Genomic DNA, 24265 nt, shown 5'->3' on the forward strand with positions numbered 1-24265 from the left:
GCCGGCGTGGACACGACCCAGCACAGCCGGGTCGACTTCACCGGTGAGGCGGCGGACCTGCTCCGCCGCCTCACCGCGAAGCACGGCCCGCTGATGTTCCACCAGTCCGGAGGGTGCTGCGACGGCAGCTCCCCGATGTGTTATCCCGCAGGGGAGTTCATGACCGGCGAGGCGGACGTGCTGCTCGCCGAGCTCGCGGTCGGCGGGATCCTCGACCCCGTCGAGTTCTGGATTTCCCTGTCGCAGTATGCCTACTGGAAGCACACCCACCTCACCGTCGACGTGGTCAAGGGACGGGGCAGCGGCTTCTCCGTCGAAGCCCCCGAGGGCGTTCGCTTCCTCATCCGCTCGCGCCTGATGTCCGAGGACGAGCTGCGCGCCTTCGACCTGCTGTGACGTCACCACAGACGGAGGTATGCCGCGTGCGCGCCAGGCCGCGCGGCATACCTCTTCGTCGTAGGCTCGCCCCATGATCACGGTGGAGCTGTCGCGCAGCCTCAGCCAGGGCGGGGTGCTCTGGGAACCCACGCCGGGCGACCGGTTCACGATCGACCAGCCGAACATCGTGGGTGAGGTGTTCTGGATCAGCCACCTGACCATCGACGTGCACACGTTCAAGGGGCAGCCGCTGCTGGGCTTCAACGGCACCACCGAGTGGGCGCTGGACTCGGTCACCCTGGACACCGCGCTGTGGATGCCGCGGGAGGACCAGCTGCGGGTGCTGCTCGGCGACCGATTCGCAGGGCTGCACCGCGACGGTAACGACTGGATCGTGCAGGTGGACACGGAAGGGGGCCGGGGCACCTTCAGTGACCCCGACCCCGAGTGCGCCTATGCGCTGGCGTTGCTGAGCGTCGTGTGACGACCCCCTGCTGCTAGTGCGAGGTCGCCATGGTGCCCTTGTGGTGCGATCTGGTGACCTGCAGATCAGCCGCGCCGACGACGAGGACGACCGCACCGACGATCCACGCGGTCCACGAGATCGGCTTGGTGCCACTGAAACTCATGACCCAGGGGGCGGCGATCATGCAGGCGCCCAGGAGGGCCGTGAGCCCCTCGATGGACATCATGTCCGGCCTGACCAGCTCGATCAGGGCGAGGACGGCGGTGATGGCACCAAGCACGACCATGGTTGTGGTCGCCCGGTCCGTCGTGGTGGTCCACAACGGCGAGAGGGCTGCGTAGGCGCCAGCGATCAGAGCAACGAGATCCTGTGGATGGGTCCATCGCTTCATGGTTGTCACAACCAGCTTTCCTTGAAGTTGGTCCGTCGATCCGAGGCGGGCCGAACACTTCGATTGTCTTCCCTCCCAAAGGGGTTGGCAATGATGCGCCGGCCTGGCCTAGTCGGTCGAGCCCATCCGCCTGAGCGTGGCGAGCCGGCGCTCGTACTCCTGCTCGTCGATCTCGCCGGCGGCGTAGCGCTCGGCCAGCTTGGCCTCTCCGGCGCGCGTCCCGGCGTGGCCCTGGAACTGCTTCCAGCGACGCATCCCGAAGAACCGGAACGTGGCGAAGATGCCGATGATGAACAGCAGCCAGAGGAAGGGGAAGATCGGCCACCAGGGGCCGGGGCCGTTCCAGTGGTCGTCGTTGGCGGCGAGGGTGGCCGCGGTCGCGGCACTGGCGATGAGGGTCGTCATGGTGACTCCTTGGTCGGATTGGCTGACACCTCAATCCTTCGACGGGAGAGCCCTTCTCGAATCCCACCGGGGGCGACACCTCGACTGCTCCCGACGAGGTAGCCGCGGGCGCCTGGGCTACTCCGACCAGCCCGGGCGGACCAGGCCGGACTCGTAGGCCAGGACCACGAGCTGGGCCCGGTCACGGACCTGGAGCTTGACCATCGACCGGCTGACGTGGGTCTTGGCGGTCGCCGGGCTGAGGAACAGCCGCTGGGCGATCTCGTCGTTGGTGAGGCCCTCCCCGACGAGCGTGACTACCTCGCGCTCCCGGTCGGTCAGCTCGCCGAGCCGGCCTGCTGCCGGCGCTGCGTTGGGGCGGCTTCGCGTGGCGAACTCACCGATGAGTCGCCGCGTCACGCCCGGGCTCAGCAGGGCGTCACCGGCGGCGACTGCGCGGATCCCCCGCAGCAGCTCGGCGGGTTCGGTGTCCTTGACGAGGAAACCACTGGCGCCGATCCGGACCGCCTCGAAGACGTACTCGTCGAGGTCGAACGTCGTCAGCATGACCACCCGCGTGCCCGAGAGTCGCTCGTCGGCGGCGATCTGACGGGTGGCCTCCAGACCGTCCGTGCCGGGCATCCGGATGTCCATGAGCACGACGTCGGGCTCGGTGGCACGGACGACCGCGACGGCCTCGGTGCCGTTGGACGCCTCACCCACCACGTCGATGTCGTCCTCGGCGTCGAGCAGCGCGCGGATCCCGGCCCGCAGGAGCGCCTGGTCGTCGGCCAGCACCACCCGGATCACAGCGGGCCACCCGTCGGCAGGTCGGCCTCGACGCGCAGGCCGCCACCGGGCGCGGCAATCACCCGGAGCTCGCCACCCAGGGCGCGAGCGCGCTCCTGCATGCCGCTGATCCCGTTGCCCTGCACCAGGTTCGACAACCGTGAGCCTCCGTCGCCGTCGTCCTCGATCGCGACCGAGAGCCTGTCCTCACCGTGGTCGAGCACGACCGTGGCCCGCGTCGCGTGCGCGTGCCGGACGATGTTGGTGATCGCCTCCTGCAGGATCCGGTATGCCGCGAGCTCGACTGCGGCGGACAGTGGCCGCGGCTGGCCGGTCACCGTCTTGGTGACCCGCAGGCCCGCGTGGCCGCTGCGCTCGACGATGTCGTCGAGCCCGGCGAGGTTGGCCACTGGAGACCGCGGGGCCGGGGCACCGTCGAGGCGCAGGACGTCGATGAGGGCCCGGAGCTCGCCGAGCGCCTCCTTGCTCGCGTCGCGGATGGCGACCAGGGCGGGCTCGACCTGCTCGGGCCGGCGATCGGCCAGGTGCAGGGCGACGCCGGCCTGGACGTTGATGAGCGACATGTGGTGCGCCACGACGTCATGCAGGTCCTGCGCGATCCGCAGCCGCTCCTCCCCTGCCTGCCGAAGCCTCGTCTCCCGCGCCACCTGCCGGAAGGTCGCCGCTCGCTCCCGCCAGCTGTGCACCACCTCCGCTGCTGCGAGCACGACGAGGGTCCACGCGAGGAGTCCGCCCTGCGCCGGCCACGACCACCGCGCCGTGTCGAACGCGAGTCGGCCCACCGCGTCACCGCCGAGCACTGCGGCCGCGCCCAGCCAGGCGACCGTCCGGTGACCGCGGACGACCGTGGCCACGAGTCCGATCGCCAGGCCCAGGAACACCGGCCCGTAGGCGTAGCCCCGGGCGAGGTAGACCGCCGTCGCAGCGGCGATCGCGGCCATGGTCTGCACGGGGAACCGGCGGAGCACCGTGATCGCCGCCGGCGCGACGAGCAGCATCAGGACCGCCGGGGCATCGATCGGCCTGCGGGCCGGCTGGGCGTGCGACGCACCGAGGCTGCCGCCGAGCTGGATCACCGCGACCACGACGGCCAGGACAAAGCGCGCCACCCGAGGCGCACCCCGGTGGGCCCACTGCTCCCGACCACGCATCCAGGGGGGACCCCAGGGCAGGTCGGCGGGCTCACGCATACCGCCAGCGTAGGCAACGCCGCCTACCGGAGGCGTCCCCCAGAGGGGGCACCGCGGCATACCTCCTCGGGCGTATCCGGCTGCTGATCACGGCGGGTCACGAACGGGCCATGGCGCGGGCCGCGAAACTGCGGGATCCTGCGAGAGGGCGCCGTTGCGCCGTTGCCCACCAGGAGGTGCCGCATGACTGCGACCGTCTCTCCCGCGGGCTCTGCCGCCGACGCCGGAGGCGAGCAGCGCCGGCAGGCTGCAGGCGAGCAGCGGATCGTCCGCTCGCCCTTCCCCCGCATCGGCGACTACGCGTTCATCTCCGACTGCCAGGTCACGGCGCTCATCGCCCCCAGCGGCAACGTCGAGTGGATGTGCCTGCCGCGGATGGACTCGCCCAGCGTCTTCGGCGCGATCCTGGACCGTGATGCCGGTGGCTTCCGGCTCGGCCCGGCCGACATGCTGGTGCCGACCGCACGTCGCTACCTCCCGGGGACGATGATCCTGGAGACCTCGTGGGGCACGCCGAGCGGATGGATCATCGTGCGCGACGCGCTGCTGATGGGGCCGTGGCACCACGAGACCGAGCGGGCGCACCGCTACCGCAGGGCACCCACCGACTACGACGCCGAGCACGTGCTGCTGCGGACCATCCGGTGCGTCAACGGCGAGGTCCAGCTGGCACTCAACTGCTCGCCGGTCTTCGACTACGGCCGCCAGCAGGCGATCTGGTCCTTCTTCGGCGACGACTACCACTCGGCCGTCGCCGAGGGCGACGGAGGCGAGCTCAAGGTCCGCCTCACCACCGACATGCGCCTGGGCATCGAAGGACCGCAGGCCACGGTGCGCACGCTGATGAAGGAAGGCGACACGCACTACGCCGCCCTCTCGTGGACCGAGCACGACCCCCCGCAGTCGTTCGACGACGCGTACCGCCGGCAGGTGTGGACCGCCCACCACTGGCAGCACTGGCTGGCGCGCGGCAAGTTCCCCGACCACCCGTGGCGGACCCACCTGGAGCGCAGCGCCCTCACCCTCAAGGGTCTGAGCTATGCGCCCACGGGCGCCCTGATCGCCGCGCCGACGACGTCCCTGCCCGAGACGCCGAGGGGGGAACGCAACTGGGACTACCGCTACACGTGGATCCGCGACTCGACGCTCGCCCTGTGGGCCCTGGACACCCTGGGGTTCGACTGGGAGGCCAGCGACTTCTTCTGGTTCATCGCCGACCTCGCCGAAGCCTCCGACGGCCTGCAGATCATGTACGGCATCGACGGGGAGAAGGACCTGTCCGAGTCCACCCTCGACCACCTCACCGGTTACGACGGCGCGCGGCCGGTCCGGATCGGCAACGGCGCCTTCGACCAGAAGCAGCACGACGTCTGGGGCGCCATCCTGGACTCGGTGTGGATCCACACCAAGTCGCGCGACACCCTGGACGAGCGGCTGTGGCCCATTCTCTCCGGCTTCGTCGAGGCGGCGATCGAGCACTGGCGTGAGCCGGACCGAGGCATCTGGGAGGTGCGCGGCGACCCCAAGCACTTCACCTCCTCGAAGGTCATGTGCTGGGTGGCCGCCGACCGTGGCGCCAAGCTCGCCCGCGTCCGCGAGAACGTCGAGCTGGCGCAGCGCTGGCAGGAGGCTGCCGACGAGATCCACGCCGACATCTGCACCAACGGTGTCGACGACCGGGGTGTCTTCACCCAGCACTACGACACCGACGCCCTGGACGCCTCGAACCTGCTCATGCCCCTCGTCGGCTTCCTCCCGGCCGACGACCCTCGACTCCACGACACCGTCGTCGCCATCGCCGACGAGCTCACCGACGACGGGCTCGTGCTGCGCTATCGGGTGGAGGAGACCGACGACGGGCTGTCGGGTGAAGAGGGAACGTTCACCATCTGCTCGTTCTGGCTGGTGTCGTGCCTCGCGATCGTGGGCGAGAAGCCGCGTGCCCGCCGCCTGTGCGAGCGCCTGCTCAACCTCGCGACGCCGCTGGGCCTGTACGCCGAGGAGATCGACGCGGCGAGCGGGCGTCACCTGGGGAACTTCCCCCAGGCCTTCACCCACCTGGGCCTGATCAACGCGGTGCTCAAGGTGATCGCCGCCGAGGAGTGGGAGGACGAGGAGCCGCTCTCGCCCTAGACGCCGGCGAGCTCAGGAGAGAGCGATGAGCGCGCCGATCGTGAAGCCGGCGGCGGCGAGCCACAGCAACGTCGGGAGCACGGACCAGAGACGGGGCATGGTCTCTCCTCAGGTGGTGGAGTACACGACGCCGTCACGGACGACGACGGGTACGGGCGGCAGGGGACGGGTCGCCGGGCCGGTGAGGACCGCGCCGCTGGTGGCGTCGAAACGGCTTCCGTGACAAGGACACACGATCGCCCCGGCTGCGACCGACGACACCGGACAACCCTGGTGCGTGCAGATCGCGGAGAACCCGTGGACGACGTCGTCCGTCCCGCGAGTCAGCACTATCTTGTCGCCCTCGACGACCACCCCTCCACCGCTCGGCACCTGGTCGAGCCGAGCCAGCTCGCGCTCCTCGTCAGGGGCGCCGGGACCGTAGGCGTTGGCCGCCGTCCCAGGTCTGGGAGCACCGGCCCGGCCTGCGCGGGCCACCACGAAGCCGACCACGGCAGCCACGCCCGCAACCGCCGCGCCGCGCAGCGCGGATCGACGCGAGAGCGGCTGGATCGCCACGGACGACTCCTCTCAGAACAGCGGCAGACCGGAACGGGTGAAGAACCAGAGGGCGGCACTGAGCCACGTGAGCACGAGCGATCCGAGCACGGTGCCGCCGAGCACGGGGAGGGCCCAGCCCGGCGCTCCCTGGAGCCGCAGACCGAGCATCTTCGCGGCATACGCTCCGTAGAAGAGGCAGCCGGCGACGCCGTGAAGCACCGCCCGCGGGCTGCCGACCCCGAAGCCCAGGGCCCACAGGCAGTGGAAGGCGACCGGGAGGGTGACCACGAACGCCAGGCTCCCGCTCCACCGGTGGACGGGCGCCACCCAGTCAGGCGGCGCTCCTGCTCGCGGCAGCCGACCCCACATCCACAGGGCGGTGAGCAGCTGCACCACGAGGAGGAGGACGGCGAGGGTGCCCAGCCAGACCTTCATCTGGAGCATGCCCGAGAAGCCCAGGGTGACCAGCGGGCGCGAGCTCGGCGTGTGCGCGCTGGCGTAGGCGCCGAGGGCGACACTGACACCGGCCCCCAGCAGGAGGGCCGCGCCGAGCCCGCCCCGAGCCAGCACACCCGCGTCTCGAACGTCGTGCGACGCCATGGCGACCATGGTCCCACTCGCGGCGGGAGCATCGCTCCGCCAAACGACGGGGTCGGGTTGCCCTCAGGGGTATGCCGCGCGGTGGCCGCGCGCCGGGACGCGGCCCACCGTGCGGTTCAGTGGTTCAGTGGTTCAGAGGTCCGGCGCTTCAGCGGTTGCGGGTCAGCGGGAGCCGCGACCAGCGGAGAACGCGGCGATGCCGCCGCCCGAGCGGGACGGGCCCTGGGACCCGCCGCCCTGCCGCGAGCCCGAGCCGCGCTGCGAGGAGCCGGAGCCGCCCGAGGAGCGGGAGCCCTGCGACCTGGGGGTCTCGGTGCGGTAGGACTCGGTGCTCGAGGACTGTGAGCCACCGCGACGGCCACGAGCACCGCCGGCGGACGAGCGACCGGAGCCACCGGATGACGAGCGGCCGGAGCCACTCTGCGTCCGGGGTGCGCCCGAGCCGCCTCGACCGCGCTGCGAGCGACCGCCCGCACCGTTGCCTGCCTGCTCGACCACCGGGGCCGGGGTGACAAGTGCTGCCGTGGGGCCGGTCAGGTCACCGATGGCGGGGTGGCCAGGGGTGACGTCGACGGCGGTCGGCTTGATGCCGGCCTGGCGCATGAGGGTGCGGGTGTCACCGCGCTCTTCGGGGGTGCTGACGGTGACGACGACGCCCTCGGCACCGGCCCGGGCGGTGCGGCCCGAACGGTGCAGGTAGGCCTTGTGCTCGGCCGGCGGGTCAACGTGCACGACCAGGGTGACATCGTCGACGTGGATGCCGCGGGCGGCGATGTCGGTGGCCACGAGCACTCGGCTGGAACCGTCGCTGAAGGCGGCGAGGTTGCGCTGGCGCGCGCTCTGGGACAGGTTGCCGTGCAGGTCGACAGCGGGAATCCCCGACGCGGTGAGCTGCTTGGCAAGCTTCTTGGCAGCGTGCTTGGTGCGGGTGAAGGCGAGTGTGCGGCCTTGTCCTGCAACGAGTTCGCGCACGACGGCCGGCTTGTTGTCGCGCGACACGTTGAAGAGGTGGTGGGTCATCGCCGGCACGGGAGAGGCGGCGCTGTCGACGCTGTGCGTGACCGGGTTGTGCAGGTAGCGCTTGACCAGCTGGTCGATCGCGTTGTCCAGCGTGGCCGAGAAGAGCAGCCGCTGGCCATCACGCGGGGTGGCGTCGAGAAGGCGCTTCACCGCGGGCAGGAAGCCGAGATCGGCCATGTGGTCGGCCTCGTCGAGGACGGTCACCTCGATCTCGCCCAGGCGAACGTGGCCCTGGCCGATGAGGTCCTCGAGGCGACCGGGGGTCGCGATGACGATGTCGATCCCGCGACGCAGCGCGGACACCTGCGGGTTCTGGCCCACGCCACCGAAGATGGTCATGGTGCGGAGCTCGAGAGCGGCCGCGAGCGGCGTCACGGTCTCGGCGACCTGGATGGCCAGCTCACGGGTGGGGACCAGGACGAGGGCGCGCGGGGTGTGCGGCGCGCGGCGTCGACCGGACTTGGCGAGGGCGGCGACCATGGGCAGCGCGAACGCGACGGTCTTGCCGCTGCCGGTGCGGCCACGGCCGAGGACGTCGCGTCCGGCCAGCGAGTCAGGCAGCGTCGCCGCCTGGATCGGGAAGGGGGCGTCGATGCCGCGCTCGCGCAGGGCTGCGACGACTCGGGGCGGGATGCCGAGGTCGGCAAACGGCACAGGGGTGTGGTGGGTAGACAAAGGAAAGCCTCACAGAAGTAGGGAGTGGCCGAAGATGCTGAACCACTCACGAACCTGTGAGCTGACGGCGCCAACCAGTAGTTGGGGCGCGGAGCAGACGACCTGTGGTGCACGACGGTGCGCACGCAGTGGTTGCAACCCTATCGGGCCGGGCGTTCATTCCCGAATCGCCCGAACGGGCCACAGCCCAGGTCAGCGCTCCACACGTGCCAATGGAACCTCGCGCCGGGCCAGTCGCAGCCAGGTCTCCACGACGGTGTCGGGGTTGAGGGACATCGACTCGATGCCCTGGTCCATCAGCCAGTCCGCGAGCTCGGGGTGGTCCGAGGGCCCCTGACCGCAGATCCCGACGTACTTGCCCTTGGCCCGACAGGCCTCGATCGCCATGGTGAGCATCTTCTTCACCGCGGGGTCGCGTTCGTCGAAGCCACCGGCCACGAGGGCGGAGTCGCGGTCCAGCCCCAGGGTGAGCTGGGTGAGGTCGTTGGAACCGATGGAGAACCCGTCGAAGTGCTCGAGGAAGGCGTCGGCGTTCACGGCGTTGGACGGCACCTCGCACATCATCACGACCTGCAGGTCGTTCTCGCCTCGACGCAGACCGTTCTGCCCGAGCAGGTCGATGACCCCTTCGGCCTCGGTGATGGTGCGGACGAACGGGATCATCACCTTGACGTTGGTCAGGCCCATCTCGTCGCGCACGAGTCGCAGCGCCTCGCACTCCATGGCGAAGCACTCGGCGAAGTCCGGTGACAGGTAACGCGCCGCGCCGCGGTACCCGATCATCGGGTTCTCCTCGTGCGGCTCGTAGCGCGCCCCACCCAGCATCCCGGCATACTCGTTGGACTTGAAGTCGCTCATCCGCACGATCACCGGCTCGGGCGCGAAGGCGGCCGCGAGCATGGAGACCCCCTCGGCAACGCGCTTGACGAAGTAGTCGCGCGGACCGTCGTAGGCCGCGATGAGGGCCTCGATCTCGGCCTTGATGTCGGGCTCCTGGTCATCGAGCTCGAGCAGGGCCCTGGGGTGGATGCCGATCTGGCGGTTGATGATGAACTCCAGGCGCGCGAGCCCAATTCCCTTGTGCGGCAGGCGAGAGAACTCGAAGGCCTGGTCGGGCGTGCCGACGTTCATCATGATCTTGACGGCGACGTCGGGCATGTCGTCCAGTGCCGTCTCGGTGACCGAGAACGCGCGGCGCCCCTCGTAGACGAAGCCGGTGTCTCCCTCCGCCGCGGACACCGTCACCTCCTGCCCGTCGGCCAGCGTGGTCGTCGCCGAGCCGCTGCCGACCACCGCGGGGATGCCGAGCTCGCGGGCGATGATCGCGGCGTGGCAGGTGCGGCCGCCGCGGTTGGTGACGATCGCACTGGCGCGCTTCATGACCGGCTCCCAGTCGGGGTCGGTCATGTCGGCGACGAGGACCTCGCCCGGCTGGAACTCGTGCATCGACTCCGCCGAGGTGAGGATGCGGACCGCCCCCGCGCCGATCTTCTGGCCGATCGCGCGGCCCTCGACGATGACCGGTCCGCGCTCGTCCATCCGGAACCGCTGCAGGGTCGACCCGGACTGGCGCGACTTCACCGTCTCGGGGCGGGCCTGCAGGATGTAGAGCTGTCCGTCGATGCCGTCCTTGCCCCACTCGATGTCCATGGGGCGGCCGTAGTGCTCCTCGATCTTGAGGGCGTGCACCGCGAGCTCGGTGACCTCGTCGTCGGTCAGGCTCAGCTGGGCCCGGTCGGCCTCGTCGACGGGGACGAAGTCGATCGAGCGACCCACCGCGGAGTCCTGCGTGTAGACCATCTTGGTGGCCTTGCTGCCGACGCCGCGCTTGAGGATCGCCGGTCGCCCGGCCCGCAGTGCCGGCTTGTAGACGTAGAACTCGTCAGGGTTGACGGCGCCCTGCACGACCGCCTCGCCGAGCCCGTAGCTGCTCGTGATGAAGACCGCGTCGGGGAAGCCGGACTCGGTGTCGATGGTGAACATCACACCCGAGGACCCGATGTCGGACCGCACCATCCGCTGCACACCCGCCGACAGGGCGACGACGTCGTGGTCATAGCTGCTGTGCACGCGGTAGGCGATCGCGCGGTCGTTGTAGAGGGAGGCGAAGACCTTCTTGATGGCCAGCAGGATGTTGTCGATCCCGGTCACGTTGAGGAAGGTCTCCTGCTGCCCCGCGAACGACGCGTCGGGCATGTCCTCGGCCGTGGCACTGGACCGCACCGCCCAGCTCACCTCGCCGGGGGTGCCGGCCACCAGCTCCTCGTAGGCCGCGCGGATGTCGGCGTCGAGGTCCTCGGGGAAGGGCTGCTCCTCGACGAGGTCGCGGATCTGGGCGCCGGCTTCGGCGAGCGCCCGGGTGTCCTCGACGTCGAGGCCCGCGAGCGTCGCGCTGATGCGGTCGGCCAGGCCCTCGTGGGCCAGGAAGCGACGGTAGGCGTCGGCGGTCGTGGCGAAACCGTCAGGGACCCGCACCCCTGCCTTCGACAGGTGCTGGACCATCTCGCCGAGCGAGGCGTTCTTGCCGCCGACCGCTTCGACGTCGCCCAGGCCGAGGTCTTTGAACCAGGAGATGTTGCCGGTCACGGCGATCCTTTCGACAGGGCGGCGGGGGCCGCGAGTGCGTTGCTGTTCGAGATTGTCCTGCTAAGCAAGGTTGTCGAGGCGACTGGTCTGCATGATCACCGCCGCCATCTCCTCCACCGACATCGAGGCGGAGTTGATGGCGGGGATCCGGTGCGCACGATAGAGCGCCTCGGCCCGGCGCAGCTCGAAGCTGCACTGGGCGAGACTGGCATACGTCGAGCCCGGTCGGCGCTCGCCCCTGACCTGGCTGAGCCGCGCCGGGGTGGAGAGCAGTCCGTAACACCGGTCCACGAGGCCACGGATGGGACGCGGTATGCCGCCCGCGTCGAAGTCCTCGTCGACGAGGGGGTAGTTCGCCACCTTGAGGCCGTGCTGGAGGGCGAGGTACATCGAGGTCGGCGTCTTGCCGCATCGCGACGGCGCCACGAGGATCAGGTCCGCCTGCTCCAGGTTGCGCAGGCTCGCCCCGTCGTCGTGCTCCATGGCGAACTCGATGGCCTTCATCCGGGCGTCGTAGCGCCCCTTGTCACCGACGCCGTGCAGGGCACCGACACCGTGCGTGGCGTTGACGTGCAGCACCCGCTCCACGGTGTCGAGGTGGGAGCCGAAGAGGTCGATGAACGCGCACTGCGTCGTCTGCAGCTCGGCCCGGATGTCCTCGGCCGAGACCGTCGAGAACACCAGGGGGACCACCGAGTCGGTCACCGCGGCGTCCAGCTCGAGGACGACCTGCTGCGCCTGCTCCACGGTCGTGATGAACGGGATCTTGCGCCGGGTGAAGGTGACCGAGGGGAACTGCTGCAACATCATGTTGCCCAGGGTCTCGGCCGAGATCCCGGTGCCGCCAGCGAGGAAGAACACCGGGGTGGGGGCGACTGGCTCGACTGACTCCGGGATCACGCCCCCACCGTTCCACGTGACGCACCATTTGCCCAGTCACAGACCCAGCCGCGGCGCACTGGCGCGCGCGGCGAACGCCCCCGCCCCCAGGGTGAGGGCAGGGGCGCAGTCGTCAGGTATGCCGCGAGGGACGCCTGGTCACGACCGCCGGTCGCCGTCGTGGTCGTCCCCGTCGTGGTCGTCCCCGTCACGGTCGCCATCGTGGTCCGACCAGTCGCCATCGTGGTCCGACCAGTCGCCGTCGCGGTCCGCGCCGTCACTGTCCCCGTCGTGGTCGCACCACCCGTCGCGGTCACCGTCACGGCTGTCACCGTCGCGACCGTCGCCGTCCCTGGACTCGGTCTTCGAGCGGTCAGCGCTCGCCCATGACGCGACCCGCACCGACTTCAAGGAGGACTCCCGTGCCTTGTCGCGGGCCTTGGCCTCACGCGCCGCCCGCCGCTCGGCGAACCACTGCGCCCAGACAGCCTTCAACGCCGCCCGCGCCTCGCCGACCTGGACGAGCCAGGCCTCACGGGCGTCCTTCGCGGCCGACCACGCCTCCTGCGCCTCGCCCTTCTGCTCCTCGTAGGCGGTCATCAGGGACGCCCCGTCGGACGCCCCGTCCTCGACGTTCGCGAGGTCCGCCGCTGCTGCCCGCGCCTCGCCGGCCTGCACCTGCCACGCCTCGAACGCCGCCTCGGCAGCCTGGCCGGCCGACTTCGCCTGCGCCGCCTGCAGCTGGTAGGCCGCCACCAGTGCCGCGACCTTGGCCGACCGCTCACCCGACGGCGCCTTCCACAGCGCGTTGTGTCCGAACCACGCCGAGTCCGGCGCGTCCATCGTTCCCGCCAGACGGAATCCGTCCACGTGCTGAACCCCATGCGCCGACGCACCAGGCGCCGCCCCCAGCACACCCACGGCGGCCATGGCCACCACCGAACCAATTGTCATCGTTGTGCGGAACATCGAGAAACAACTCCTTGCATCGGTTTCGCTGGACAGTTCCGCTGGCGACGGCACTTCCTGTCGCGCCGCGACCAGCGCCCGACTCACGACGTCGGCCGTTCGTCAGGTCCTCCGGTCCCAACACCGGGCAAATACACCCATAACGGCGTCAGCCACTGCCACCCGACCACACCTCACGCGCCCTCGCGACCGGAAGGTCTCAGCCCTTCCACATGCCGGAACCCGGTCTGGCCATGGCCGTTGCGGAGGCCCGCGCCCCGCACCTCCTTGGGGGATTTGCCCCGATGGGTACCGACCTGACACTTACGGGCGGGTACTGGCGGTACCGTGGCAGCAATGGGGGCGACCGCCGCGGAGGTGTCTGGATGGCCGAGAACAAGTGCTACGAGGTCTCGTGGGACGAGGCAAGCGCTGTCGCGCGGACCGATTGGCTTCCGGGCGCGGTGTGCGGCATCGAAGAGGCTCGCGCTGTCGACGCAGAGATCAAGGCTTTGGGTAGGGGCAAGGTGCTCTCCCTGGTCGACCTGCGTCAGGTCGAGTCGATTGACCGGCCCGCCCGGGAGTTCTTCATGGACCGGAACCCCAACTACCGTGCCGTCGCGCTCATCGCCGCGTCCGCGTCAACGCGAATGCTGGCCAACTTCTTCATGGGACTGAAGCGAGGAGCGATTCCGGTGAAGATGTTCACCTCCGAGGCCGAGGCAGTCGCCTGGCTGCAAGTGCAGGCATGACCGAGTCCCGTTCCGCGGGCATCGACAGGATCATCGAGCTGCTCACCAGCCTCGCCGCCGGCGACCTTGACGCCCGCGGGGCACGCACCGCGGACGATGACGACCTCGACGCCGTGGTGGTCGGAATCAACATGCTCGCCGAGGAGCTCAGCGCCAACCGCTCCGAGCTCGAGCAGCGCGTGGCCAGCCGCACCGCGGAGCTCGAGATCGCCCGCAAGGAGGCCATGGAGGCTTCGCGCCTGAAGTCAGAGTTCCTGGCGACGATGAGCCACGAGATCCGGACCCCCATGAACGGAGTCATCGGGCTCACCGAACTACTCGCGCACACCGACCTGGACGAGACCCAGGTCCGGTACGTCGACAACCTCAAGAACGCCGGGCAGGCCCTCCTGCAGGTCATCAACGACATCCTCGACTTCTCCAAGCTCGAGGCCGGCATGGTCGGCCTCGAGCTCGTCGACCTCGACCCCCGGTCGTTGGTCGAATCCGTGGCAACTCTGGTGGCCCCCATGTCCGGCCGCCACGAGCTGGAGCTGATCGCCTACTGCGCCCCCGAGGTTCCGGTGCGGCTCGTCGGCGATGAGGGGCGGCTGCGCCAGATCCTGCTCAACCTGGCCTCCAACGCGATGAAGTTCACCGACAAGGGCGAAGTGGTGATCACCGCCCGGATGAGCGCGACGGACCCGGGCCGGGTGCGCTTCCAGGTGACGGACACAGGAATCGGCATCCCCGACGATGCGCAACACGCCATGTTCGACTCCTTCACCCAGGCCGACGCGTCCACCACGCGCAAGTTCGGTGGCAGCGGTCTCGGACTGGCGATCTCGCGCAGCCTGACCGAGGCGATGGGCGGCGCCATCGGAGTGGACAGTGAAGAAGGCGTTGGCAGCACGTTCTGGTTCGAAGTGCCTCTCCCTGTGTCGGCGACCGGTCCGCCCTCGGTCCCGGGCCGCGACCAGCTACTCGGCCTGCGGGTGTTGGCCGTGGACGACAACGCGACCAACCGGCTGGTCCTGGAGGCGCAGCTCACCGAGTGGGGAACGCGACCCGACGTCGTAGCGCATCCGGACGCGGTCGTCGCCATGATGCGCGCCGCTCTCGCCTCTGGCGATCCCTATGCGATCGCGGTGCTCGACAGGTGCATGCCGTACCTCGACGGCCTCGAGCTGGCCGGCCTCATCCGCGCGGACGACACGTTGCGCGGCACCGCACTGATCATGCTGTCGTCGACGATCGAGGTCGACCGGGCCGAGCTGCGGCGCGCCGGGGTCCAGGACGCGCTGAGCAAGCCGGTGCGCAGTTCCGAGCTCTTCGACCGGCTCCTCAGGCTGGTGGCCGATGCGCCCACCACGGCGTCCTGGCGGGCGCAGCCGCCCCAAGCGGCGCCCACGGCGACGGCTTCGGGACGCGTGCTCGTCGTCGAGGACAACATCGTGAACCAGCTCGTCGCCGAAGGGCTGGTCACGCACCTGGGCTACGACGTCGACCTCGCCGAGAACGGTGCGCAGGCCGTGGACGCCGTCGCGTCCATCGACTACGCAGCGGTGCTGATGGACTGCCACATGCCTGCGATGGACGGCTACGCCGCGACCCAGGAGATCCGACGGCGGGAGAACGGCGGTGGACGGGTGCCGATCATCGCCATGACAGCCGGCGTGACGCCCGCGGACCAAGAACGGTGCTTGGTGGCCGGAATGGACGCCTACATCCCCAAACCGGTGGCCCTGACCACACTCAAGGACGTTCTGAGCCGCTGGGCGCGTCCCACCCATGACCGGGCAAACCAACCCGAGCGGAAGCCGGCGGGCTCGCTCGACAGTGACACCTTGGCCCTGGACCCCCAGCGCCTGACGGCCCTGCGCGAGCTCGGCGCGACGGCGGGGCCAGGGCTCATCCCGGCGCTGGTAGACGCCTTCATAACCTCTTCCCCCGTCCTGCTCGCGACCATGCGCAGCGCCCTCACCCGCAACGACACCAACAGTCTGCGAAGCGCTGCCCACGAGCTCAAAGGATCGGCGGCCAACATGGGCGCCACCCGCGTCGCCGACCTGGCCCGTCAGGTCGAGATCGGCGGCCAAACACCGGACGTCGAACTGCTCGATCTACTGACTTCCGAGCTCGACCGCGCACATCACCTGTTGCGCACGTCCCTATAGCCAGGTCGAGAGCTGACCGCTCCCGGCACTGGCGCCAGCGCACCCGCCCAACCTGGCGCGCCCCCCTGGCGGTGGAACGCCCTCCCTCGTCCTCGCTCCTCCCCGTCAGGTTCGGCGTCATTCCCCGTCAGGTCAGGTCCGAGCCATCGCGTTCGTCAGCGTCATCGTCCACCACGGCTTCGTCGCGAGACCGGCGCAGGTCAGCGCGTCCGAGCCGAGTCGAGCGCACGATTCGCACCGCTAGCCAGACGCCGAGCCCTAGAAACCGAGCAGGAGCGGTCCGTACCAGACGATCAGGGCAACCGCGGACCACTTGCCAATCAAGGGGACCACACTCAGTCCTAGAAGCAGACACTGCCACCAGAACAGGCGCACGGATGTGAGTCGATTCTGGTCGGACCACGCCTCGGACAACCGTCCTGTCCCACGCTCTCGCTCCCGCCCCATGACTTCCCCTCGCTCACGACTCGTGAAGGCTTGACTACCGGCTATCGTCCCAGGACAGTCGGATGGGCAACCTTCAAACCTCGCTCCTCCCAAATCCCGCAGCGTTCGATAACCGAAGAAGGACCCGACGAAAAGCATGTCGGGTCCTTCTTCGTTTGGCTGGCGGTGGCGGTGGGATTTGAACCCACGGTGGAGTCTCCCCCACACACGCTTTCGAGGCGTGCTCCTTAGGCCGCTCGGACACGCCACCGCGGAGCAGGTTACTAGAGCAGGTGACCGCGACGAAATCGCCTCGAGACCGTCTGCCAGCCGCCTACGGGAGCGGCACACACGGCATACCTCAGGGTTGTCGGGGGAATGCACAGCGTCCCCCGGCACTTGTCACCCGAGATGACCTCCACGACGACGAGCACCGCTGGAGTGGGCCTGCGCTCGGACCGCGGGCCCATCCTGCTGGCGCTGATGGTCTCGACCGGGCTCATCGCCATGGACGCGACCATCCTCGCCACCGCGGTGCCGTCGGTCGTGCGCGACCTCGGCGGCTTCTCGCAGTTCCCCTGGCTGTTCTCGGTCTACCTGCTGGCGCAGGCCGTGTCGGTGCCCATCTACGCCAAGCTCGCCGACATCGTGGGGCGCAAACCGCTCATGCTGTTCGGGATCGGTCTGTTCCTCGCGGGTTCGGTGCTGTGTGGCTTCGCCTGGAGCATGACCTCGCTCATCGTCTTCCGCGCGGTCCAGGGACTGGGTGCCGGTGCCGTGCAGCCGATGGCCATCACCATCGCGGGCGACATCTACACGGTCGCCGAGCGCGCCAAGGCCCAGGGCTACATCGCGAGCGTGTGGGCAGTCGCCTCGGTCGTCGGCCCTACTCTCGGCGGGATCCTGTCCCAGCTCGGCATCTGGCGCTGGATCTTCTTCGTCAACGTGCCGCTGTGCCTTCTCGCCGGCACCCTCATCGCCCGAAACTTCCACGAGCGCGTGGCGCGCCACCAGCACCGCATCGACTACGCGGGCGCCGCTCTGCTCACCGTCGCCATGTCGCTGCTCATCCTGGGCATCCTCGAGGGCGGCCAGGCCTGGTCGTGGTCGTCGCCCACGAGCATCGCCGTGCTGGGCGGCGGGTCGTTGCTACTGCTCGCCTTCCTTCTGGTCGAGCGCCGGGCCGCCGAGCCGGTGCTGCCCCTGTGGGTGCTGAGCCGACGGCTGCTTGCCACCACGACGATGCTGGCGCTGGGGGTGGGCGTCATCCTCATCGGCCTGACATCGTTCGTCCCCACCTACCTCGAGAACTCGCTCGGCGTCGACCCTCTCGTCGGCGGTCTCGCCCTGGCGGCCCTGACCATCGGCTGGCCCATCGCGGCCACGCTGTCCGGACGCCTGCTCTACCTCCGGTTCGGTTTCCGGCCGGCGATCCTCGTCGGGATGGCGCTCACCGTCCTCGGCACCGGGACGCTCGCCGCGTTCTCGCAGCACCCTTCGGTGGTGGTGGTCGCGGTGACCTGTTTCGTCACCGGGCTGGGCATGGGACTAGTCGCGAGTCCGTCGCTCATCGCGGCGCAGGCCAGCGTGGAGTGGCAGGAGCGCGGGGTCGCGACGGGCACCAACCTGTTCGCCCGGTCGATCGGCAGCGCGCTCGGCGCGGCGGTGCTGGGCGCGGTCGCCAACGGCGTCATCGCCCGCTCGGGACAGCCCGAGACCGACCCGGGCACTGCGACCGACGCAGGCACAGCGGTCTTCGTCGGCGTCCTGGTGGCAGCCCTCGTGACGGTCGTCGCCGCGCTCCTCATGCCCAAGGCCACCGCCGACACTTCACCCTCGTCTGCTTGACCCGCCACTTGTTGCCAACCAGCCGTCACGAGACCCCCGATTCACGCGTTTCGTGACGCACAGGTGGCAACAAGTCGAAACAGAGGGTCAGGCCTCGGTGGACTCCGCCCGGTGCCGTCGCACTGCCCACACCGCGAGTGCCGCCACCACGATGAGGCCGACCACGCCGGCCGCGCCCCGACCCAGCCACTTCTCGACCCGGTGGTAGGACTCGCCCGCGAGATAACCAGCCGTGACCGCCGTTGCGCCCCAAGCGATTCCGCCGATCGCGTTCCAGGGCAGGAAGACGCGGTACTTCATGCCGGAGAGACCCGCGAGCGCCGGCATGACCGCCCGGAAGAACGCGGTCCACCGGCCCAGGAACACGGCGGACCCACCCCGGCGTCGCAGGAAGTCCTGGGCCGACTCGAGCCGCTCCTGCCGCCTCTCCAGGATCTTCAGACCCATCACGCGGGGCCCGAACAGCCTGCCGATCTCATAGCCGACCGAGTCGCCGATGACCGCCGCGAGGATGACCACCACCAACACCCAGGCGAGCGACGTGTGGCCGAGGCTGGCGGTCACGCCGCCGATGATGGCCAGCGTCTCTCCGGGCAGCACGAACCCGACGAACAGGGCGTCCTCCGCGAACACCACGAGCGCGACGATCAGGTAGACCAGCCACGGAGGCGCCCCGAGCACCTGGTTGACCAGGTCGTTGATGAGTCCGCTCACGCCCCTGCTTCCCGCTCGCCTTGATGCGCCGACAACCGGCTCGCCGCCCGCTGCTCCTCGAAGAATGCCAGCAGCACCTGAGAACACTCTGACTCACGCACTCCGCCGATCACCTCGACGCGATGGGTCGCCCGGCGATCGCGGACCAGGTCCCAGACCGAACCCGTCGCCCCCAGCTTGGGATCCCAGGCGCCGAGCACCAGTCGCGAGATCCGCGACAGCATCAGGGCCCCCGCACACATCGGGCACGGCTCGAGCGTGACCACGAGGGTGCAGTCCTCCAGCCGCCACTCCCCCAGCGCCCGAGCCGCGGCGCGCAGCGCGACCACCTCAGCGTGGGCCGTCGGGTCGCCCTCGACCTCGCGCAGGTTGCGTCCCTCACCGACCACCTCACCGGCGGGCGAGACCACCACGGCACCCACCGGCACGTCCCCGTCCCGAGCCGCAGCAGCGGCGAGGTCGAGCGCCAGACCCATCCACGCGGCATACCGCTCGTCGACTGCTGGTCCACCGCTCGGAGTCACGCGCTAAGTTTCGCCTATGCGCGTCCACGTTGCCGACCACCCGCTCATCACACACAAGCTGACCTACCTGCGCGACAAGCGCACGGACAGCCCGACGTTCCGGCGGCTGGCCGAGGAACTGGTGACGCTGCTGGCCTACGAAGCGACCCGCGACGTGCGCGTGGAACCGTTCGAGATCGAGACCCCGGTCGCACCGACCACGGGCATCAAGCTGTCCAACCCCAAGCCGCTCATCGTGCCGATCCTGCGCGCCGGCCTGGGCATGCTCGAGGGCATGGTGCGCCTGCTGCCGAGCGCCGAGGTGGGCTTCCTGGGCATGCAGCGCAACGAGGAGACGCTCGAGGCGATCACCTACGCCAACCGCCTCCCCGACGACCTCAGTGGCCGGCAGTGCTACGTCATCGACCCCATGCTCGCCACCGGCGGCACGCTCGTCGACGCCATCCGCTACCTCGCCGACCGGGGTGCCGACGACATCACGGCGGTCACCCTGCTAGCCGCGCCCGAGGGCGTCAAGCACGTCGAGGAGGCCCTGGCCGACCTCACCATCCCGATCACCATCGTCACCGGCGCGATGGACGAGCGGCTCAACGACAAGGGCTACATCGTGCCCGGGCTCGGCGACGCGGGCGACCGCCTCTACGGCGTCGTCTGACCTTTCCGCCTCCGCGCGGGGGCCGCGCCTCGGCACGACCAACCCACCGGGTATGCCGTGCGGCCGGCTCCTCCGGCGGCGCGCCTCTCCGACTCGTGGCGCCATCTGGGGCAGGGTGGACGGCGAGGTGTGCCTTTCGGCGTGCCCACCGACGACCGATCAAGGAGATTGACATGCAGCGCGTGAAGAAGATCCTGCTGTGGGTCCTCGTCGCGTTCGCCGCCTACGCGATCTTCACCTCCCCGGACCAGGCAGCCGACATCGTCAGGACGTCCGCCTCGATCATGGGTGACGGCGTGAAGAACATCGGCAACTTCTTCGACGCACTGCTCGGCCGGTAGCAGGCCCGGCCCGATGGCTGCCTCAGACCGGCGCCACCAGGAGCTCGACCGCTACCTGCTGGACGGCGAGCGCCTCGTCACCGCGGTCCACCAGCACTGGGGCAAGGTCGCCGAACCGGTCGGTTCGGCGGTCGTGGGCTGCGTCGTCGCGTTCTGGGTGGACGCCCGCATCGACCCCGCCCTGGGGTTCCTGAGCACGGCGGTGTGGTGGGCCTGGTTCGCCGTCGTCGCACGGATGGCCTACAAGCTGGCGGAATGGCGGCACGACTGGTTCGTGGCCACCGACAAACGACTGCTCCTCTTCTACGGCTTCATCACCCGGAAGGTGTCGATGATGCCGCTGATGAAGGTCACCGACATGTCCTACGAGCGGTCCGTTCCCGGGCGGATCCTGGGCTACGGCCGCTTCGTCATGGAGTCGGCCGGCCAGGACCAGGCGCTGCGCGAGGTCAACTGGGTGCCCGAGCCCGATGGTCACTACCGCGCCATCTGCGCGGAGATCTTCGGCGTGGCCGATCACGCTCGACTCGACGTCGACGAGTACGGCGGCGAGTACGGCGGGGAGCGCCGGTGGGACGACAACCAGCCGCCACCACCCGGCATACCCGATCCGTATGCCGGCTGGGACGACCCGCGGCACTCGCCGGGCACACCCCGGCCGGCCTCGGACGATCCCGCGGATTCGCTGTACCGGAGCCCCGATCTGAAGGCTCGCGACCGCTCGGCGGAGACGGGTCCGATCCCGATCCGACCGCGGCGCGACCGCTACCAGGACTGACGGTCGGTCCCCGGCCTCCAGGGGGCGAGGTCGGGAAGGCGGCGCTAGCGTGTCCCGGACCGGGCCGCGCGAGCGGCGAACCGTCCGAGCCGGGAGGCGATGGCATGTCCGTCATGAGGACCAAGTCGATCGAGCAGTCGATCCGCGAGACCGACGAGCCGGAGTACCAGCTCAAGAAGAAGCTGACTGCTCTCGACCTCACCGTCTTCGGGATCGGCGTCATCATCGGCGCCGGCATCTTCACGCTGACGGGCCGGGCGGCAGCAGACTACGCAGGACCGTCCATCGCGATCTCCTTCGTCATCGCCGCGATCTGCTGCGCGCTGGCGGCACTCTGCTATGCCGAGTTCGCGTCCACGGTCCCGGTGTCCGGGTCGGCCTACACCTTCTCCTACGCCTCGCTCGGCGAGCTCGTGGCGTGGATCATCGGCTGGGACCTGCTGCTGGAGCTGATGCTCGGCGCCAGCGTCGTGGCCCAGGGCTGGTCGCAGTACGCCACCCTCCTCCTCGACAAGCTCGGCCTCACCGTGCCCGCGGGCCTGGCTCCGGGGTCGCACTTCGACCTGTTGGCCCTCATCCTCGTCCTTGCCCTCACGGCCCTGATCTCCATCGGCATCAAGGAGTCGCTGCGCGTCAACCTCGTCCTGGTGGGCGTCAAGCTGTTCATCGTCCTGTTCGTGATCATCGCCGGGATCGGCTACATCAAGTCGGCCAACTACTCACCGTTCATCCCGCCGTCGGTGTCCGGCAAGGCATCCGAGGGCATCCACGCGCCGCTCATCCAGGTGCTCTTCGGGATCACTCCGTCGACCTTCGGCATCGCCGGCATCGTCGCAGGCGCCTCGATCGTGTTCTTCGCCTACATCGGCTTCGACGTCGTGGCGACCACGGCAGAAGAAGCCAAGAACCCCCAGCGCGACCTGCCGATCGGCATCATCGCCTCCCTGGTGATCTGCACGGTCCTCTACGTCGCCACGACGCTGGTCATCACGGGGATGGTCAAGTACACCGAGATCGATCCCAAGGCGGCACTGGCCTCGGCGTTCGAGTCGGTCGGTAAACCCGGGTTCGCCACCATGATCGCGGCCGGAGCGGTGGCCGGCCTGATGACTGTCGTCATGACGCTCATCATCGGAGCCACCAGGGTCACCTTTGCGATGTCGCGCGACTGGCTGCTGCCGCCGGCACTGGGTCGCACGAACCCCAGGACGGGCACCCCTGTGAGACTGACGGTCATGATCGGCGTCGCGATCGCCCTCATCGCCAGCCTGACCCCCATCGGCAAGCTCGAGGAGATGGTCAACATCGGGACGCTCTCGGCGTTCGCCCTGGTGTCGATCGCCGTCCCCGTCCTGCGCAGCCGCCGCCCCGACCTCAAGCGGTCCTTCACGGTGCCGTTCTCACCGGTGCTCCCCATCCTGGCCGCCCTGATCAGCCTCTACCTGATGCTCAACCTGTCGGTGGAGACCTGGCTGCGGTTCATCGTCTGGATGGCGCTGGGCTTCCTCATCTACTTCACCTACGGCGTGCGCAACAGCCGACTGTCGGGCAAGGCCAAGCAGGGCGAGCTCCCGAGCCTGACCAGCACCTGAGTCGCGCCCGCTGATCTGTGAAAAATTGGCCTCCTGGCCGCGTCACTATCGCGGATGACCGACGTCTTCATGGTTGACCGACCATTGTGACGATGCCGGTCAGGAACGGCGGGCGGCACCCGCAAACCCGCCCGCCGTTCCCCTTACGCCCGCTGCGCGCCTCGCCCCCGGCACGCACGACGCACATCGCGTCACGATTCCGGGACCTCGACGTCTTCATGGTTGACCAACCATGGGGGGATGGTCGGTCACCAGAAACGGCGGGCGGCACCGCACCCCCGCAACCCCGCCGCCCGCCGTTTCGCCATTTCGCGGCGATCGCCTCCCGCGACAACGACGTGGGAGACGCAGCCAGGTGCAGACCGGAGCATGGTTGGCGACTGCCGCTGGGCACCGTGACTGGTTGGAGGCCCGGAGGTATGCCGGTGCGTTGCAGTCATCGCGTCCCCTGCCCGTGATCGACGGCTTGCCCATGCGCCTCGCTGCCCACGAGAACGCCACGCTGCGCACGATCGCGAACTACGAGCGCAGGTACCCTGCGCACCCCACCGCCCAGTGGGGAGACAGGCACAGCGCCTCCGTGGTGGGCACCACTGACCGGCTGCTCGTCAACCACCGCCTCCGCGGCTGGATCTCCTTCTGGTTCACCGACCTCGCGGTGGTCGAGGCCACGGTGGAGGACACTCCGTGGCGGCTCGACCTGATCTGGCAGCACGCGCACGAGCCCCTTCGGCTGAGCGGGACCACCGCGCCACTGCTCGCCGTCCATGTCTTGGCCCGCACGAACATGGCGGGCTGGACGCGGCTGCCCGAGCTCCAGACGCTCTTGGACCCGCGGCAGGACTGGGCACCGGACTGACGGTGACCACGCGGCATACTCGCGGCATGAGGCTTTCGGTCGTCCTCGACGGACGTGACCTGTCCCTGCTGGTGCCGTTCTGGACGGCAGCGCTCGGCTACGACGCAGTGTTCTCGCTGCCCGAGTTCGAGGTGCTGCGCCCACGCGAGGGCGAGCCGCCGGGGCCGGTGTTCATCCTGCAGCGCGTGCCGGAGGAGAAGGCCGGCAAGAACCGCATGCATGTCGACGTCCACCCGCCGCTGGAGCTCGGCGTCCCCGCCCTGGTCGAGCGGCTCGAAGCCCTGGGCGGCCGGCGGATCGGCGAGCCCGTGACCGACCTGCTGGAGGCGATCGACAGCTGGTGGCAGGTGATGGCCGACCCCGAGGGCAACGAGTTCTGTGTCGTCGCCGACCAGGGCCACCCGCCGCCCTCCTGACCCGCCGCCCTCCTGACCCGCCGCGACTTTGAAGGATCTGCCGCACCTGGACCCCTGTGCTGTCTACCTAGATGTGGGACACGGATGTCCGGGTAGATGTGGGACATTTTAGGCGGCTTCTCGCAGGCGGCCTTGGTATCGCTTGGTGGGGTCGAGTCGGTGGTGGCCGAGCAGGGTTCCGTCTGGAGCGTAGATGTTTACGTT

Annotated in this window: 24 protein-coding genes and 1 tRNA gene; 12 read left to right on the top strand and 13 right to left on the bottom strand. The window is 69.5% G+C overall.

Annotation, left to right across the window (positions count from 1 at the left end; genetic code table 11):
• Positions 1 to 6 precede the first annotated feature (6 nt).
• Complete coding sequence (locus tag AC1DYG_RS18115; protein WP_477641260.1) at positions 7 to 396, top strand: DUF779 domain-containing protein; 390 nt, start codon at positions 7 to 9, stop codon at positions 394 to 396.
• Positions 397 to 469: 73 nt separating this feature from the next.
• Complete coding sequence (locus AC1DYG_RS18120) at positions 470 to 862, top strand: hypothetical protein (RefSeq protein WP_477641261.1); 393 nt, start codon at positions 470 to 472, stop codon at positions 860 to 862.
• Between the two features lie 13 nt (positions 863 to 875).
• Here the strand turns inward: AC1DYG_RS18120 and AC1DYG_RS18125 are convergent, their stop codons facing one another.
• The 4 genes from AC1DYG_RS18125 to AC1DYG_RS18140 form a co-directional block, all read right to left on the bottom strand.
• On the bottom strand, positions 876 to 1235 hold the full coding sequence (locus AC1DYG_RS18125; protein ID WP_477641282.1) for an SPW repeat domain-containing protein: 360 nt from the start codon (positions 1233 to 1235) through the stop codon (positions 876 to 878).
• Between the two features lie 108 nt (positions 1236 to 1343).
• Complete coding sequence (locus AC1DYG_RS18130) at positions 1344 to 1640, bottom strand: SHOCT domain-containing protein (protein WP_477641262.1); 297 nt, start codon at positions 1638 to 1640, stop codon at positions 1344 to 1346.
• Positions 1641 to 1757: 117 nt separating this feature from the next.
• The gene (locus tag AC1DYG_RS18135; RefSeq protein ID WP_477641263.1) at positions 1758 to 2429 is read right to left on the bottom strand and encodes a response regulator; all 672 of its coding nucleotides are present in this window, start codon (positions 2427 to 2429) and stop codon (positions 1758 to 1760) included.
• Positions 2426 to 3619 (bottom strand): sensor histidine kinase, encoded by a 1194-nt coding sequence (locus AC1DYG_RS18140; RefSeq protein WP_477641264.1) that lies wholly within the window; start codon positions 3617 to 3619, stop codon positions 2426 to 2428. Before AC1DYG_RS18140 ends, AC1DYG_RS18135 begins: the two co-directional genes overlap by 4 nt.
• A 183-nt stretch (positions 3620 to 3802) precedes the next feature.
• Between AC1DYG_RS18140 and AC1DYG_RS18145 the strand changes: the two genes are divergently transcribed.
• Complete coding sequence (locus AC1DYG_RS18145) at positions 3803 to 5752, top strand: glycoside hydrolase family 15 protein (RefSeq protein ID WP_477641265.1); 1950 nt, start codon at positions 3803 to 3805, stop codon at positions 5750 to 5752.
• A gap of 108 nt (positions 5753 to 5860) precedes the next feature.
• Here AC1DYG_RS18145 and AC1DYG_RS18150 read toward each other — a convergent pair whose 3' ends face one another.
• The 6 genes from AC1DYG_RS18150 to AC1DYG_RS18175 form a co-directional block, all read right to left on the bottom strand.
• Complete coding sequence (locus AC1DYG_RS18150; RefSeq protein WP_477641266.1) at positions 5861 to 6310, bottom strand: Rieske (2Fe-2S) protein; 450 nt, start codon at positions 6308 to 6310, stop codon at positions 5861 to 5863.
• A gap of 12 nt (positions 6311 to 6322) precedes the next feature.
• Positions 6323 to 6892, bottom strand: coding sequence for a DUF6529 family protein (locus tag AC1DYG_RS18155; protein WP_477641267.1), 570 nt, complete (start codon positions 6890 to 6892; stop codon positions 6323 to 6325).
• Positions 6893 to 7054: 162 nt separating this feature from the next.
• Positions 7055 to 8566, bottom strand: coding sequence for a DEAD/DEAH box helicase (locus tag AC1DYG_RS18160; protein ID WP_477641268.1), 1512 nt, complete (start codon positions 8564 to 8566; stop codon positions 7055 to 7057).
• Positions 8567 to 8779: 213 nt separating this feature from the next.
• The gene (gene ppsA, locus AC1DYG_RS18165) at positions 8780 to 11173 is read right to left on the bottom strand and encodes a phosphoenolpyruvate synthase (RefSeq protein ID WP_477641269.1); all 2394 of its coding nucleotides are present in this window, start codon (positions 11171 to 11173) and stop codon (positions 8780 to 8782) included.
• Between the two features lie 60 nt (positions 11174 to 11233).
• The gene (locus AC1DYG_RS18170; RefSeq protein ID WP_477641270.1) at positions 11234 to 12073 is read right to left on the bottom strand and encodes a pyruvate, water dikinase regulatory protein; all 840 of its coding nucleotides are present in this window, start codon (positions 12071 to 12073) and stop codon (positions 11234 to 11236) included.
• A gap of 138 nt (positions 12074 to 12211) precedes the next feature.
• Complete coding sequence (locus AC1DYG_RS18175; RefSeq protein WP_477641271.1) at positions 12212 to 13021, bottom strand: hypothetical protein; 810 nt, start codon at positions 13019 to 13021, stop codon at positions 12212 to 12214.
• Positions 13022 to 13386: 365 nt separating this feature from the next.
• Between AC1DYG_RS18175 and AC1DYG_RS18180 the strand changes: the two genes are divergently transcribed.
• Together AC1DYG_RS18180 and AC1DYG_RS18185 are read left to right on the top strand one after the other, a co-directional pair.
• Positions 13387 to 13752, top strand: coding sequence for a SpoIIAA family protein (locus AC1DYG_RS18180; RefSeq protein WP_477641272.1), 366 nt, complete (start codon positions 13387 to 13389; stop codon positions 13750 to 13752).
• Positions 13749 to 15908, top strand: coding sequence for a response regulator (locus AC1DYG_RS18185; RefSeq protein WP_477641273.1), 2160 nt, complete (start codon positions 13749 to 13751; stop codon positions 15906 to 15908). Before AC1DYG_RS18180 ends, AC1DYG_RS18185 begins: the two co-directional genes overlap by 4 nt.
• A 607-nt stretch (positions 15909 to 16515) precedes the next feature.
• On the opposite strand, the gene AC1DYG_RS18190 is transcribed toward AC1DYG_RS18185, so the two are convergent.
• A tRNA-Ser gene (locus tag AC1DYG_RS18190) sits at positions 16516 to 16605 on the bottom strand.
• Positions 16606 to 16745: 140 nt separating this feature from the next.
• Between AC1DYG_RS18190 and AC1DYG_RS18195 the strand changes: the two genes are divergently transcribed.
• Entirely contained in the window at positions 16746 to 18182 is a 1437-nt protein-coding gene (locus AC1DYG_RS18195; protein WP_477641274.1) for an MDR family MFS transporter, read from the top strand.
• Between the two features lie 87 nt (positions 18183 to 18269).
• Here AC1DYG_RS18195 and AC1DYG_RS18200 read toward each other — a convergent pair whose 3' ends face one another.
• Together AC1DYG_RS18200 and AC1DYG_RS18205 are read right to left on the bottom strand one after the other, a co-directional pair.
• Positions 18270 to 18896 (bottom strand): DedA family protein, encoded by a 627-nt coding sequence (locus AC1DYG_RS18200; RefSeq protein ID WP_477641275.1) that lies wholly within the window; start codon positions 18894 to 18896, stop codon positions 18270 to 18272.
• Positions 18893 to 19372 (bottom strand): nucleoside deaminase, encoded by a 480-nt coding sequence (locus tag AC1DYG_RS18205; protein ID WP_477641283.1) that lies wholly within the window; start codon positions 19370 to 19372, stop codon positions 18893 to 18895. Before AC1DYG_RS18205 ends, AC1DYG_RS18200 begins: the two co-directional genes overlap by 4 nt.
• A gap of 64 nt (positions 19373 to 19436) precedes the next feature.
• Here AC1DYG_RS18205 and upp point away from each other — a divergent pair, with 64 nt between their 5' ends.
• From upp to AC1DYG_RS18235, 6 genes are all read left to right on the top strand, one after another.
• Positions 19437 to 20075, top strand: coding sequence for a uracil phosphoribosyltransferase (upp, locus tag AC1DYG_RS18210; protein ID WP_477614495.1), 639 nt, complete (start codon positions 19437 to 19439; stop codon positions 20073 to 20075).
• Positions 20076 to 20248: 173 nt separating this feature from the next.
• Positions 20249 to 20416: a hypothetical protein gene (locus AC1DYG_RS18215; protein WP_477617180.1), complete on the top strand. Its 168-nt coding sequence runs from the start codon at positions 20249 to 20251 to the stop codon at positions 20414 to 20416.
• Positions 20417 to 20429: 13 nt separating this feature from the next.
• A complete protein-coding gene (locus AC1DYG_RS18220; RefSeq protein ID WP_477641276.1) occupies positions 20430 to 21194 on the top strand; it encodes a PH domain-containing protein in 765 nt (254 codons plus the stop codon).
• 104 nt (positions 21195 to 21298) lie between these two features.
• On the top strand, positions 21299 to 22786 hold the full coding sequence (locus AC1DYG_RS18225) for an amino acid permease (RefSeq protein ID WP_477641277.1): 1488 nt from the start codon (positions 21299 to 21301) through the stop codon (positions 22784 to 22786).
• A gap of 355 nt (positions 22787 to 23141) precedes the next feature.
• The gene (locus AC1DYG_RS18230; RefSeq protein WP_477641278.1) at positions 23142 to 23645 is read left to right on the top strand and encodes a hypothetical protein; all 504 of its coding nucleotides are present in this window, start codon (positions 23142 to 23144) and stop codon (positions 23643 to 23645) included.
• Positions 23646 to 23671: 26 nt separating this feature from the next.
• Positions 23672 to 24061 carry a VOC family protein gene (locus tag AC1DYG_RS18235; RefSeq protein ID WP_477641279.1) on the top strand — a complete coding sequence of 130 codons (390 nt, stop codon included), beginning with the start codon at positions 23672 to 23674 and terminating at the stop codon, positions 24059 to 24061.
• The last annotated feature ends 204 nt before the right edge of the window (positions 24062 to 24265 follow it).

This window comes from Pedococcus sp. P1_H8 (genome assembly GCF_056405175.1).